General features: G+C 65.7%; 14 protein-coding genes and 1 tRNA gene. 12 read left to right on the top strand and 3 right to left on the bottom strand.

The features are described from left to right. Nucleotides 1-113: 113 nt before the first annotated feature. Nucleotides 114-187: transfer RNA gene (locus tag SMA01S_RS12355), tRNA-Gln, on the bottom strand. A 170-nt stretch (nucleotides 188-357) separates the two neighbouring features. On the opposite strand from SMA01S_RS12355, the gene SMA01S_RS12350 reads away from it, so the two are divergent. Further along, the gene (locus tag SMA01S_RS12350; RefSeq protein WP_245649257.1) at nucleotides 358-1,410 is read left to right on the top strand and encodes a Ppx/GppA phosphatase family protein; all 1,053 of its coding nucleotides are present in this window, start codon (nucleotides 358-360) and stop codon (nucleotides 1,408-1,410) included. Then, the gene (locus SMA01S_RS12345) at nucleotides 1,407-2,087 is read left to right on the top strand and encodes an RlmE family RNA methyltransferase (protein ID WP_066822260.1); all 681 of its coding nucleotides are present in this window, start codon (nucleotides 1,407-1,409) and stop codon (nucleotides 2,085-2,087) included. Before SMA01S_RS12350 ends, SMA01S_RS12345 begins: the two co-directional genes overlap by 4 nt. Before the next feature lie 32 nt (nucleotides 2,088-2,119). Here SMA01S_RS12345 and SMA01S_RS12340 read toward each other — a convergent pair whose 3' ends face one another. Then, a complete protein-coding gene (locus SMA01S_RS12340; protein WP_157093921.1) occupies nucleotides 2,120-2,659 on the bottom strand; it encodes a hypothetical protein in 540 nt (179 codons plus the stop codon). A gap of 458 nt (nucleotides 2,660-3,117) precedes the next feature. Here SMA01S_RS12340 and SMA01S_RS12335 point away from each other — a divergent pair, with 458 nt between their 5' ends. The 10 genes from SMA01S_RS12335 to SMA01S_RS12290 all read left to right on the top strand — a co-directional run bounded on the left by SMA01S_RS12335 (nucleotide 3,118) and on the right by SMA01S_RS12290 (nucleotide 11,192). Next, nucleotides 3,118-3,963, top strand: a complete 846-nt coding sequence (locus SMA01S_RS12335) for an alpha/beta fold hydrolase (protein ID WP_439654309.1) — start codon at nucleotides 3,118-3,120, stop codon at nucleotides 3,961-3,963. A gap of 193 nt (nucleotides 3,964-4,156) precedes the next feature. Next, complete coding sequence (locus SMA01S_RS12330) at nucleotides 4,157-4,618, top strand: hypothetical protein (protein ID WP_066822252.1); 462 nt, start codon at nucleotides 4,157-4,159, stop codon at nucleotides 4,616-4,618. A gap of 110 nt (nucleotides 4,619-4,728) precedes the next feature. Beyond that, nucleotides 4,729-6,051: a glutamate--tRNA ligase gene (gene gltX / locus SMA01S_RS12325; RefSeq protein ID WP_066822249.1), complete on the top strand. Its 1,323-nt coding sequence runs from the start codon at nucleotides 4,729-4,731 to the stop codon at nucleotides 6,049-6,051. Nucleotides 6,052-6,132: 81 nt separating this feature from the next. Next, the gene (locus tag SMA01S_RS12320; protein WP_066822246.1) at nucleotides 6,133-6,810 is read left to right on the top strand and encodes an energy transducer TonB; all 678 of its coding nucleotides are present in this window, start codon (nucleotides 6,133-6,135) and stop codon (nucleotides 6,808-6,810) included. Nucleotides 6,811-6,863: 53 nt separating this feature from the next. Continuing rightward, nucleotides 6,864-7,214, top strand: a complete 351-nt coding sequence (locus tag SMA01S_RS12315; RefSeq protein ID WP_066822244.1) for a hypothetical protein — start codon at nucleotides 6,864-6,866, stop codon at nucleotides 7,212-7,214. 17 nt (nucleotides 7,215-7,231) lie between these two features. Next, nucleotides 7,232-8,182, top strand: coding sequence for a bifunctional diaminohydroxyphosphoribosylaminopyrimidine deaminase/5-amino-6-(5-phosphoribosylamino)uracil reductase RibD (gene ribD, locus SMA01S_RS12310; protein WP_066822242.1), 951 nt, complete (start codon nucleotides 7,232-7,234; stop codon nucleotides 8,180-8,182). A gap of 30 nt (nucleotides 8,183-8,212) precedes the next feature. Beyond that, complete coding sequence (locus SMA01S_RS12305; protein ID WP_066822240.1) at nucleotides 8,213-8,818, top strand: riboflavin synthase; 606 nt, start codon at nucleotides 8,213-8,215, stop codon at nucleotides 8,816-8,818. A gap of 58 nt (nucleotides 8,819-8,876) precedes the next feature. Beyond that, nucleotides 8,877-10,163: a 3,4-dihydroxy-2-butanone-4-phosphate synthase gene (ribB, locus tag SMA01S_RS12300; RefSeq protein WP_066822238.1), complete on the top strand. Its 1,287-nt coding sequence runs from the start codon at nucleotides 8,877-8,879 to the stop codon at nucleotides 10,161-10,163. Beyond that, nucleotides 10,163-10,582 (top strand): 6,7-dimethyl-8-ribityllumazine synthase, encoded by a 420-nt coding sequence (gene ribH / locus SMA01S_RS12295; protein ID WP_066822236.1) that lies wholly within the window; start codon nucleotides 10,163-10,165, stop codon nucleotides 10,580-10,582. Before ribB ends, ribH begins: the two co-directional genes overlap by 1 nt. A 1-nt stretch (nucleotide 10,583) precedes the next feature. Beyond that, nucleotides 10,584-11,192, top strand: a complete 609-nt coding sequence (locus SMA01S_RS12290; RefSeq protein ID WP_066822233.1) for a hypothetical protein — start codon at nucleotides 10,584-10,586, stop codon at nucleotides 11,190-11,192. Between the two features lie 3 nt (nucleotides 11,193-11,195). Here the strand turns inward: SMA01S_RS12290 and SMA01S_RS12285 are convergent, their stop codons facing one another. After that, nucleotides 11,196-11,852 carry a TMEM175 family protein gene (locus SMA01S_RS12285; RefSeq protein ID WP_066822223.1) on the bottom strand — a complete coding sequence of 219 codons (657 nt, stop codon included), beginning with the start codon at nucleotides 11,850-11,852 and terminating at the stop codon, nucleotides 11,196-11,198. Between the last annotated feature and the right edge of the window lie 76 nt (nucleotides 11,853-11,928).

The raw sequence follows: 11,928 nt of genomic DNA, 5'->3' as shown, positions 1-11,928 counted from the left end.
AATGCCAACTTTAGGCGAGAAGCCGTCAATTAGACAGTGTGGGGGCCAGCGAGGGAGCCGAAAATCGAATCACTGCCTAATGCGCTGAGAAATAGACAAAATTTTCGATTGACTGGATGCCCCGTGAGGATTCGAACCTCAATTGACGGAGTCAGAGTCCGTAGTCTTACCTTTAGACGACGGGGCAACAGGCGGCGGGCTCTAGGCGGGCTGGCGCGACCGGTCAAGGGCCTGGGGCAACCGGCAAGATCGCGCGAACGGCCGCTCGCTTGTCGCATCGCGCCAGTTCGGTTAGGCTCGGCGCCAAGCAGCGGAGGGCTATGGGCCGGACCGCAAGAATATAAGAGTTACGACGGCATGGGGGACGTTCCCGCCAATATGCCGCACCGGCAGCGCGCCGCCCCACCAGGCAAGCCCGCCGCCCGTCCGGCCCGCATTCCGACCAAGCGCTGGGGCGATGCGCCGCATTATGCCGCGCTCGATCTCGGCACCAACAATTGCCGCCTGCTGATCGCGCGGCCGCAGGGCAACGGCTTCGCCGTGGTCGACGCCTTTTCGCGGATCGTTCGGCTGGGCGAGGGCCTCGCCTCGAGCGGGCGGCTGTCGGACGCGGCGATCGATCGTACCATCGCGGCGCTAAGGATCTGCGCCGACAAGCTGCGCCGCCGCAACGTGCTGGTCGCCCGGTCGGTCGCGACCGAGGCGTGCCGCCAGGCGGCGAACGGCGCCGAATTCATCGAGCGCGCCTATCGCGAGACCGGCATCCGGCTCGACATCATCTCGCCTGAGGAGGAAGCGCGGCTGGCGGTACTCGGCTGCCACGCGCTGATGGAGCCGGGCGATGGGCCAGCGCTGATCTTCGATATCGGCGGCGGATCGACCGAATTGGTGCTGATCGACCTGTCGGGCGATCATCCGCGCGTGCTCGACTGGCATTCGGCGCGCTGGGGCGTGGTGTCGCTAACCGAACATGCCGGCGGCGGCCATACTACCGAGGCGCTGGGCGAATCGTACGCGCGGATGCGGGCGCTGGCGACCGAGAGTTTCGCCGCTTTTGCCGCGCGCGTGCCCGCGAAGCTGAAGGCCCCACGGCTGCTCGGGACCAGCGGAACGGTGACGACTTTGGCCAGCGTATTCCTCGAACTCGACCATTATGATCGCGCCAAGGTCGACGGGCTGATCGTCCCGACCGAAGCGATGCGCCGCATCTCGGCCGAATTGTCGGGCATGTCCGTGGCCGAGCGATCGCGCCTCCCCTGCATCGGCGGCGAGCGCGCCGATCTGGTCGTGGCGGGCTGCGCGATCCTCGAATCGATCCTCGATCTGTGGCCGGCCGAGCGGCTGGGAGTGGCCGATCGCGGCATCCGCGAAGGCATCTTGCGGCGCCTGATGGGAGCGCAACGGCCATGAGGGGCGGCGGCGGCGGGCATACCCGCGTACGGACTTCGCGCAATCGCACGCCGCAATCGACGCGCTGGCTCGAACGGCAATTGAACGATCCCTACGTCAAGCGCGCCAAGGCGGAAGGCTATCGCAGCCGCGCGGCATACAAATTGATCGAACTCGACGAGAAGTTCGGGTTCCTCAAGGGCGCGAGCCGCGTGGTCGATTTGGGTCTTGCACCCGGCGGCTGGAGTCAGGTCGTGCGACGTCAGGTGCCCAAGGCGGCGATCGTCGGCATCGACCTGTTGCCGGTCGATCCGATCGACGGCGTCACCATTCTGCAAATGGACTTCATGGACGATGCGGCGCCCGATCGGCTGATCGCGGAACTGGGCGGCGCGCCCGATCTCGTCATGTCGGACATGGCGGCGAATACGGTCGGCCATCCGCAAACCGATGCGCTGCGCACCTTGGCGCTGGTCGAAACCGCGCTGGCCTTCGCGATCGACGTGCTCAAGCCCGGCGGCACGTTCGTGTCGAAAGTGTTCGCGGGCGGCGCCGATTCGACGCTGGTCGCCGAGATGAAGCGCAATTTCGCGACGGTGAAGCACGCCAAGCCGCCGTCGAGCCGCAAGGGCTCGGTCGAATGGTTCGTGGTGGCGCAGGGGTTCAAGGGGCGAGGCAGCGATTTAGCGAAACGCTAATCGCGCGCGGCCGAGCCCCGGCCTGCGCCGCGTCAGCGACGACCGCGGGTGACGCGTACTGACTTGGCGCCGCAATTCTGTGCGATCGAAAGAAGGTTGAACAAGGCGTCGATCGTCGCGGTGCCAAGGTCCACGTTCATCCACGTCTCGTCGACCGTCACGCTATGGATGAAGCCGCTCACGCCTTCCGCTCGCGGGGTCGCCGAATCGGCGCGAGGCATCCAGCGATCGAACCACCAACTCACCAGCTTCCCGGTGAACGCCCCATCATGGTCAAGCCGCAGATCGTCCCACCAGAGATCTTCGACCTCAACGACGAGGCTGGGCGTTTCGAGCGAGAAGCCGGGCAGCGCACCGGCCCGATCGCGAGGCACCATGTCGAGCCATTCGGTCATTGGATCGCCGAAGCTGACGTCTGGAACATAGAGTTTGCCGAACAGGCTGCTCTCGGGCCGCGTCATGCGCCGATCGACGAAAATGTCGGATCGTTTGGCGCGCTGAAGCGCGACCATCGCGTCGAATTGTTCGACATAGTCGTCGCGGACGGACCGTATGGCTTCGCGGACATTCATGGCGCCATGATTATCCGGCCGCGGTTGCTGCATTCCTAACTTGCGGCTTGCCTCGCATGGGACGCCTGAAGTTGCCTTGTGGCGACCTGCTGATCCCATAAGCGACGAGCATCGCCATCGACGGTAGCTAAGTCCCGTGAGAGGGCCGCCGCGACTGATTATCCCCACACGCCACCGGCGCCGCTTGATCTGGGTCCCCTCACACGACCATGCGGCCCGACCAGACCTCAAACTGCTTAGAAGGAAGCCAAGCCGTGCCGAAATCGACGCCAGATCCGATCGTCCCGGACCGTCGGAATTTCGTTTCCGGCGCTGCCGCCATGGCCGCTGCTCTCCTTGGCTCCGCCACCGCCAAGGCGCAGACGCCACAGCGCACGCGCCCGGCTCCCCCGGTTCCGAAGGCATTCGAGACGATCAAGCACGTTGCGGCGGGCGTCCTCGACATCGGCTATGTCGAGATGGGACCCGCGAGCGGATCGGCCGTGCTGCTGTTTCACGGTTGGCCTTACGACATCCACAGCTTCGTCGAGGTCGCGCCGGTCCTGGCCGCGCAGGGATATCGCGTGATCATTCCGCATCTGCGCGGCTACGGCTCGATGACGTTCCGCTCGGACGCGACGCCGCGAAACGCGCAACAAGCCGCGCTGGCGGCCGACGGCATCGCCCTTATGGACGCATTGAAGATCGAGAAGGCAATCGTCGCGGGCTTCGATTGGGGCGCGCGGACGGCGGACATCATGGCGGTGCTCTGGCCGCAGCGGTGCAAGGCGCTGGTGTCGGTCAGCGGCTATCTGATCGGCAGCCAGGCCGGCAATGTCGCGCCGCTGCCGCCGAAGCAGGAATTGCAATGGTGGTACCAGTTCTACTTCGCGACCGAGCGGGGCAAGGCCGGCTACGCCGCCAACACCCACGCCTTCAACCGCCTGATCTGGGAACTCGCGTCACCGCAATGGGCGTTCGATGACGCGACCTATGCGCGGTCCGCCGCATCGTTCGCGAACCCGGACCATGTGGCCATCGTCATCCACAATTACCGCTGGCGCCTCGGCCTCGCGCAAGGCGAGCGGCAATATGACGCGGTCGAAGCGACGCTTGCCACCGCGCCGCCCGTGACGATCCCGGCCATCACGATGGAAGGCGACGCGAACGGAGCGCCCCACCCCGATCCGTCCAGATATCGGGCGAAGTTTACTGGTCCCTATGAGCACCGCACCATCTCGGGCGGCATCGGCCACAATTTGCCGCAGGAAGCGCCATTGGCGTTCGCGAAGGCAATTATCGATGTCGGCCGCGGCGCCGGGTGAGAATCCTCGCCTTCAAGATCAAACGGCCAAGGGGCGCGTAAAGCGGCTTTAGGCGCGGATCTACAGCGCCCGCCGAAGTCGATGGACTTGCCGTTTCGGGTAGGCCGCTGAAACCTTTTGGACACCCTTTCAGCGCCATACAAAACCACCGACAAGGACGGCCGTCCACCTGTTGTAACGGAGCGCCACGAGCGTGAGCCATGCTTTACCCCTGACCCATAGCTGGCCCTTGTTCGAGCAACATCAGCGTTTCGACCTCGGGTGCCTGCTCGACGGGCCGAGCGAGGCGCTGGTTGCTCCCGCGCGCCATCCCGAGCTCCTGGCGGCGCGCGGCATCGGGCTGTGGGAATGCGATCTGTCCGATAATGCCCTGAGCTGGACGGACGGGGTGTTCGACCTGTTCGGCTTGCCGCACGACGCGGCCCTCGCGCGGGACGAGATTGCCGCTTTGTATGCCGAACCATCGCGCAGCGCGATGGAGCGGCTGCGCGCTTATGCCATCAAGCATCGGCGCGGCTTCACTCTCGATGCCGAAATCATGCCGGTGAACGGGCCGTCGAAATGGATGCGCCTTATCGCCGCTCCGGTCTGCGTGGGGCGTCAGGTCGTTCGGCTCCATGGCATCAAGCAGGATGTCAGTGCCGTCTATGACTGACCACAGCCCGAACCCATAGCGCCGCGTCGGCGGGGACGGATTGGGGCGGCGGGCGTCCGCGATCATGCGCGCGCATTGCCGGCCACTCTTACTCGCCCTAAGTCGCGGGCATGACCGTTACCCGCTTCGCGCCGAGTCCGACCGGCAATCTCCATATAGGCAATATCCGCACCGCGATCCTCAACTGGCTGTTCGCGCGGTCGACCGGCGGGCGGTTCGTGCTCAGGATCGACGATACCGATGTCGAGCGGAGCGAGGAGCGCTATGTCGACTCGATCCGCGCCGATCTCGCCTGGCTCGGCCTGACTCCGGATGACGAAGTGCGGCAGTCGGAGCGGTTCGCGCTCTACGAACGCCGTTTCGACGATCTGCGCGCCGCGGGGCGGATCTATCCGGCGTACGAAACGCAGCAGGAACTGGAGCTCAAGCGCAAGATCCTGCTCGGGCGCGGTCTGCCGCCGGTCTATGACCGCGCCGCGCTCTCGCTCAGGGACGCCGATCGCGCCAAGTTCGAGGCTGACGGCATCCGCCCGCATTGGCGCTTCAAGCTCGATCCGGGCGCGATCGAATGGCATGATCTGATCCGCGGCCCCCAGCATTTCGACGCCGCGACGATGAGCGATCCGGTGATCCGCCGCGCTGACGGGTCGTGGCTCTACATGCTGCCGTCGGTGATCGACGATGTGGACATGGGTATCAGCCATGTCGTTCGAGGCGAGGATCACGTCTCCAACACCGCGCTCCAACTGCAGATGTTCGCGGCGATGAACGCGCCGCTGCCGACCTTCGCGCATGCGGCGTTGCTGACCGGAGCGGAAGGTAAATTGTCGAAGCGGCTGGGTTCGCTCGGGGTCGAGCATTTCCGTGAGGAAGGGATCGAACCGCAGGCGATCACTGCGTTGCTCGCGCGGATCGGTACCAGCGATCCGGTCGAGCCGTTCGTCGACCCAGCACCGCTGATCGCCGCGTTCGATTTCTCGCGCTTTGGCCGCGCGCCGGCGCGGTTCGACGAAGGCGAGCTCGCCCAGCTCAACGCGCGGATCGTCCATCAGCTCGATTTCGCCGCGGTCGCCGATCGCCTGCCTGACGGAATGGACGGCGCTGCCTGGGAAGCGATCCGGCCCAATCTGACGACCATCGCCGGTGCGGCCGACTGGTGGCATGTGGTGGAGGGGCCGATCTCGGTCGCCGTCGATCCCGAGGATCGCGAGTTCCTCGACGCCGCACACCGGCTTGCCGGCGAGATCGATTGGACAGGCGATCCCTGGCACGCGCTGACCGGAGCGCTCAAGGAAGCGACCGGGCGCAAGGGCAAATCGTTGTTCCTGCCGCTGCGCCGCGCGCTGACCGGGATGGATCATGGCCCCGACATGGCGGCGTTGCTCCCGCTGATCGGCCACGACCGCGCTTTGGAGCGGCTCTCGCCCGGGTGATCGATGATATCTTGTATCATATAAAGTAATGTTGTAACATCTCTGAGTCGCGGCATCCGAGACCGTGAAAGGAGAGACGATATGGCGACTTATGGCGACCGTTATGGCGCGGGCCCGGCGTTCAAGCCGGGCAGCATGGCGCTGGCATTGGTTATGACCGCCGGGCCGATCGCGGCGCTGGTGATGGGGTTGCAGATCACTCACGTCATCAAGGAACCCGACATCTTCGAGGGATACCCGGTTATTGAACCGCCGCCGCCCCCTCCGATCAAGCCGCAACCTCCGAAAACCGAGACCAAGACCCCGCCGACAGAGATCGTTTATACCCCACCGGTGCAGCCGTTGCCGCTGCCACCAATCAATCCGTTGCCGACGACCCGCGAGACGCCGCCGCCGAATCCCGGCCCCGCGATCGGCACTAGTCCCGATCCAACGCCTGCTGTGATCCCGACGCCCATCGCCAAGCCCGTCATGGTCGATGCGTTCATCGATCCGCGCTACCAGAACCTGCTCCAGCCGCCTTATCCGCCCGAGGAGCAGCGCGCAGGCAATAGCGGGCGCGTCGTGCTCCGCGTGCTGGTCGGCACCGACGGCCGGGTGAAGCAAGTCGAGAAGGTGTCGGCCGCATCGGACGCCTTCTTCGCCGCCGCGCAGCGCCAGGCGCTGGGCAAATGGCGGTTCAAGCCGGCAACCAAGGATGGCGTGCCGATCGAGCAATGGAAGGCGATGAGTCTGCGCTTCGTGCTCAACGAGCAATGACCGTTACGGGCGCGGGGCTGGCCTGTTTGCCGTCCCGCGCCTATCTTGGGCCGATGGGAAATTTCCTCGGCCGCTACAATCCGTTTCGCGCGTTGCTCGACCTGCGCCGCTATCTCGGCACGCGCAAGAAATACGAGATCCTGATCCTGTTCGGCTCGCTGATGCTCTGCATCCTGATCGTCGGGGGCTTCGCCGCCGGTTCGACAGTCCAGCGCGAGTGGCGGCGGCCGACCATCATCTACGTCCAGTCGTGGCGCGCCGACCGCACCGATGCCGAGATTGTCGCGCAGCAGAAGATCGACGGGGACAAGAAGAAGATCGAGGACGCCAAGCAGAAGAAGGAGGACGACGAGAGAAAGGCGGCGTTCAAGCGCCTGAACGACAAGCTGTCGCCTTGGCTTTGAGTCCCGACCCGCGTTTCATGGCCGCCGCGCTAGCGCTCGCCGAGCGCGGGCGCGGACGGACCGCTCCCAATCCCAATGTCGGCTGCGTGATCGTGAAGCAGGGCCGCGTCGTCGGGCGCGGCTGGACCCAGCCCGGCGGCCGCCCGCATGCCGAGGCAATGGCGCTCGCGATGGCGGGTGACGCAACGAACGGCGCAACGGTTTATGTGACACTCGAACCCTGCGCGCATGCGTCGCCGCGCGGGCCGGCGTGCAGCGATCTGTTGGTCGCCGCCGGCGTCGCCCAGGTTGTCATCGCGCTCGGCGACCCCGATCCGCGCACCGATGGCCAGGGCATTGCTCGACTCCGCGCGGCCGGTATCGCGGTGACCGAGGATGTGATGGCCGAGGAGGCGCGGCGCTCGATGGCCGGGTTCCTCACGCGTCGCGCGGCAGGGCGACCGCATGTGACGCTCAAGCTCGCCACCTCGCTCGACGGCTGCATCGCGCGCGCCGGCGGCGAATCGAAATGGATCACCGGGGACGCGGCGCGCGCCCATGCGCATCTCGAACGCGCGCGGCACGAGGCGATTCTGGTCGGCCGCGGCACCGTCGAAGCCGATGCGCCGCGGCTCGATGTCCGGCTCGGCGGGCTCGAACAGCATAGCCCGCGGCGCTTGCTGATGACTCGCCATCGCGGCGATCACGACCATTGGGAGTGGGTCGACTCGCCCGCGGCGATCGCCGGGCTCGACCAGATCGACCATGTCCTGGTCGAAGGCGGCGCCGGCGCGGCCTCGGCATTCCTGGCCGACGATCTGGTCGACCGGCTGTTGCTCTATCGCGCGCCGATCCTGATCGGCGGCGGTCGGCCGGCGCTCGGCGATATCGGGCTTGCCCATCTGGCCGAGGCGCATGGCCGCTGGCGGTTGCACGACGCGCGGATGTTGGGCATCGACCGGCTGGAAATCTACGAACGCACCCGCTGACGATCGTCGGCGCAGCTTGGGAAATTTGCGATGTTTACCGGCATCATCTCGGATATCGGCACGATCCGCACGATCGAGCATCGTGGCGACCTGCGCGCGGTGATCGCGACCGCTTACGACACTACCGGGGTCGATCTCGGCGCGTCGATCTCGTGCTCGGGCGTATGCCTGACCGTGATCGACAAGGGGCCGGGCTGGTTCACCGTCGACATATCGGGCGAAACCGTGTCGCGCACCGCGCAGGGACAATGGAGCGAGGGGCGCAAGCTCAACCTCGAACGCGCGATGAAGCTCGGCGATGAGCTCGGCGGGCATATCGTCACCGGTCATGTCGACGGCGTCGCCGAAGTGGTGCGGGTCGAACCGTCGGGCGATTCGAAGACGATCGCTTTTCGTGTCGCGCGCGATCTGGCGCCCTATATCGCCGCCAAGGGATCGGTGACGGTCGACGGCGTTTCGCTGACGGTCAATTCGGTCAGCGACGGGGCGGAGGGTACCGACTTCACGGTCAATCTGATCCCGCATACCCAGGCAGTGACGACATTGGGCGCGATCGAGGTCGGGCAGGCAGTGAATATCGAGATCGACGTCCTCGCCCGCTATTTGAGCCGGATGCGGTCGCTTCTCGAAAAGTAGTGTTTCGATGTGATTAGTGGCTGGACTCATCACATTTCAGTGTGATATTTCGCCAGTCATGAGCACCATGCTGATCGATCGCGTTCGCGATCTCGTCTCCTCGGGCGGTATTTCGCGCTCGGGGCTCGCCCGCGCCGCCGGGCTCCACGCCAATTCGCTGCGCATGCTCGACGAGCCCGAATGGAATCCGACCGCCGATACCTTGCGCAAGCTGGAGGTCTATCTCGACCGGCGCGAGAAGCGCCCGGCCCTGGTGCCGATCGAGGAGATCATCGAGGAAGCGCGCAACGGGCGCATGACCATCCTGGTCGACGACGAGGATCGCGAGAATGAAGGCGATCTGATCATCCCGGCGCAGATGGCGACCCCGGACGCGATCAACTTCATGGCGCGCTATGGCCGCGGATTGATCTGCCTGACCCTGACCGAGGAGCGCATCAAGCAGCTCGAACTCGAGCCGATGGTGCGCGAGAACCGCACCCGCAATGGCACCGCCTTCACCGCGTCGATCGAGGCGCGCGAGGGAATCACTACCGGCATCTCCGCGCACGACCGCGCGCGCACCGTATCGGTCGCGATCGATGCGTCGAAGGGCGTCGGCGATATCGTTTCGCCGGGCCATGTCTTCCCGCTGATCGCGCGCAACGGCGGTGTCCTCGTCCGCGCCGGCCATACAGAAGCGGCGGTCGACGTCGCGCGGCTCGCCGGGCTCAACCCGTCGGGCGTGATCTGTGAGATCATGAAGGACGACGGCACGATGGCGCGGATGGACGACCTGATCGCCTTCGCGCAGGAGCACAAGCTCAAGATCGGCACGATCCGCGACCTGATCGCCTATCGCCGCCAGCACGATCATCTCGTCGAGCGCCGCGCCGAGGCGCGCTTCACCAGCCGCTGGGGTGGCGAGTGGACCGCGCGGACCTATTACAACAAGGCCACCGGCACCGAGCAGATCGCGCTGATCAAGGGACATATCGACCCCGACAGGCCGACATTGGTGCGGATGCACGCGATGAGCGTGTTCGCCGACCTGTTCGGGGAGGAAGGCAAGCGCGCCGGCCTGCTCGAGCGCTCGATGGAGATCATCGGCAAGGCGGGGGCAGGCGTCGTCGTGCTGCTGTCGCCGTCCGGCGCGACCGGGTTCAGCCAGGCGCTGGAGCATAAGGCTGGCGCGCCGATGCCCGACGAATTGCGCGACTATGGCGTCGGCGCCCAGATCCTGACCGAATTGGGGGTCGAGGACATGATCCTCCTGACTAACACGCATCATACGCTCGTCGCATTGGACGGCTATGGCCTGTCTATCGTAGGAGAACGCGCGATCGACCTTGGGGGACTGGATTGATGGCGCGGATATTGATCGTCGAAGCACGCTTCTACGACCATCTCAATGACATGCTGCTCGCCGGCGCGCGCCGCGCGATCGAGGAAGCAGGGCATTCGCACGAGACGGTGACCGTCCCCGGCGCGCTCGAAATCCCCGGTGCGCTCGCGCTCGCGGCGGAGACCGGCAAGTATGATGCTTATGTCGCGATCGGCGTGGTGATCCGCGGCGAGACTTATCATTTCGAGATCGTCGCGAACGAAAGCGCACGCGGCATCATGGCGCTGACGATGGACGGCATCGCTATCGGTAACGGCATCCTGACCACCGAGAACGAGGCGCAGGCGATCTATCGCGCCGATCCCGATCAGGCCGACAAGGGCGGCGGCGCGGCAAAGGCAGCACTCGCGATGCTCGATCTTCGGCAGAAATTCGGCTGACATGCCGTCGGGGCCGCCGCCGTCGCGCTATCGCGTGATCGAGCGCGGCGGCCGGCTGCAAGTGATCGACACCTGGGCGGCACGGCGGCCACCGGCGATGACGACCTATGCCGATCCGGTACCGGTCGAGGACGTCGACCCGTCCGATCCGTCGTTCAGGGACACGGCGGCGGAGGATTGGTCCGACACCGCGCCATCGCCCGCTGGCTTTGCCGATAGGTCGGCCCAACCGGCAAGGACGCTGGATCCGCCGGTCTCCGCCCCTTCGCAACGCGCCCCCAATCTGGTGGCAGGGCCGCCCGAGCTGCTGCGGACCGTGGCCGCCACGATCTGCGACGATGTCCGCGATAGCGAAGGCCGATTGGTGCTCAAGACCGCGCGTTTCTACGACAGCCGCGCGCCGCGGGCGATCGCGCTCGATCTCGATGGCGAGCGCGAGTTGGGACTGGCGATGCTGGTCGCATTGGCACTGGCGGTCGGCGCCGTGCTGTTCACCGTGACGCTCGGCTGGCCGGGGATCGTGGTCGGCGTGATCGCAATCGGGCTGGTGCGTCAGGTCAATCTGGTCGCGACTCCATGGCTCGACCGGCTCGCGAGCAGGACCCGCTAGCGGTCACACCGTCTTCAGGGTGCCGCGACGGTGGAGATATTCGAGCAGCCTGCGCCACAGCGGCATCGAGATCAGCGCGGGCTGCGCCAGCCAAGGATTGACGAAACAGAAGGCCAAAGCCGTCAGCGTGCCCAGGATCACCGCCCAGCCGCGGCGCCGGATCAAGGCGGCATATTCGGGGTCGAGATCGTCGGCGGCGACGGGCGGCGACACTGCCTTCATGTTGTTCCACAAATTGCAGATCGCGACGAAGAACAGCCACAGGCAATAGGCTGCCGACGGCACCAGCTTGCCGTAATATTCGCTGACCAGCGCGGTGAAGAACGGCATCCCCGCGACCGAACATAACAGGAACAGATTGGGCATCAGCAATTTGGGCGACCAATGCCGCGCGCAATCGAACGCGCGGTGATGCCCGCTCCAGAACGCGCCGATCACGAAGAACGACACCAGGAAGCCGACGAAATGCGGCGTCAGATTGGCGAGCGCCTGCAGGAATTCGACATCGCTCGCGCTGCGCGGCAGCGCCGGCACCTTGAGCTCGATCACCAGCAGCGTGATCGAGATCGCGAACACCGCGTCGGAAAAGAACACCAGTCGTTCCAGCGCGTGCGCCGGGGCGCCGTGATGCATCGGATGATCGTTCGTCGCGTCGTTCATCAGGTCCCCCAAGAAATCCTATCGTGGCATGGCGCTGCGGCGCTTGCCAAGCAGGCATCGCAGCCGCCAATAGGGA

It is taken from the genome of Sphingomonas mali NBRC 15500 (assembly GCF_001598415.1).
Lineage (GTDB): Bacteria > Pseudomonadota > Alphaproteobacteria > Sphingomonadales > Sphingomonadaceae > Sphingomonas > Sphingomonas mali.
Note: the sequence above shows the minus strand (reverse complement) of the source record. Positions and strands in the feature narration are given on the sequence as shown.

Bases quoted from the DNA above. Each gene is read 5' to 3' on its own strand.
- SMA01S_RS12335 (WP_439654309.1), top strand. From the start codon at position 3,118: ATGGGACCCGCGAGCGGATCGGCCGTGCTGCTGTTTCACGGTTGGCCT.
- SMA01S_RS12285 (WP_066822223.1), bottom strand. From the start codon at position 11,852: ATGAACGACGCGACGAACGATCATCCGATGCATCACGGCGCCCCGGCG.
- SMA01S_RS12290 (WP_066822233.1), top strand. From the start codon at position 10,584: ATGCCGTCGGGGCCGCCGCCGTCGCGCTATCGCGTGATCGAGCGCGGC.
- ribH (WP_066822236.1), top strand. From the start codon at position 10,163: ATGGCGCGGATATTGATCGTCGAAGCACGCTTCTACGACCATCTCAAT.
- SMA01S_RS12315 (WP_066822244.1), top strand. From the start codon at position 6,864: ATGGGAAATTTCCTCGGCCGCTACAATCCGTTTCGCGCGTTGCTCGAC.
- ribB (WP_066822238.1), top strand. From the start codon at position 8,877: ATGAGCACCATGCTGATCGATCGCGTTCGCGATCTCGTCTCCTCGGGC.
- SMA01S_RS12340 (WP_157093921.1), bottom strand. From the start codon at position 2,659: ATGAATGTCCGCGAAGCCATACGGTCCGTCCGCGACGACTATGTCGAA.
- SMA01S_RS12345 (WP_066822260.1), top strand. From the start codon at position 1,407: ATGAGGGGCGGCGGCGGCGGGCATACCCGCGTACGGACTTCGCGCAAT.
- SMA01S_RS12350 (WP_245649257.1), top strand. From the start codon at position 358: ATGGGGGACGTTCCCGCCAATATGCCGCACCGGCAGCGCGCCGCCCCA.
- SMA01S_RS12305 (WP_066822240.1), top strand. From the start codon at position 8,213: ATGTTTACCGGCATCATCTCGGATATCGGCACGATCCGCACGATCGAG.
- ribD (WP_066822242.1), top strand. From the start codon at position 7,232: ATGGCCGCCGCGCTAGCGCTCGCCGAGCGCGGGCGCGGACGGACCGCT.
- SMA01S_RS12320 (WP_066822246.1), top strand. From the start codon at position 6,133: ATGGCGACTTATGGCGACCGTTATGGCGCGGGCCCGGCGTTCAAGCCG.
- gltX (WP_066822249.1), top strand. From the start codon at position 4,729: ATGACCGTTACCCGCTTCGCGCCGAGTCCGACCGGCAATCTCCATATA.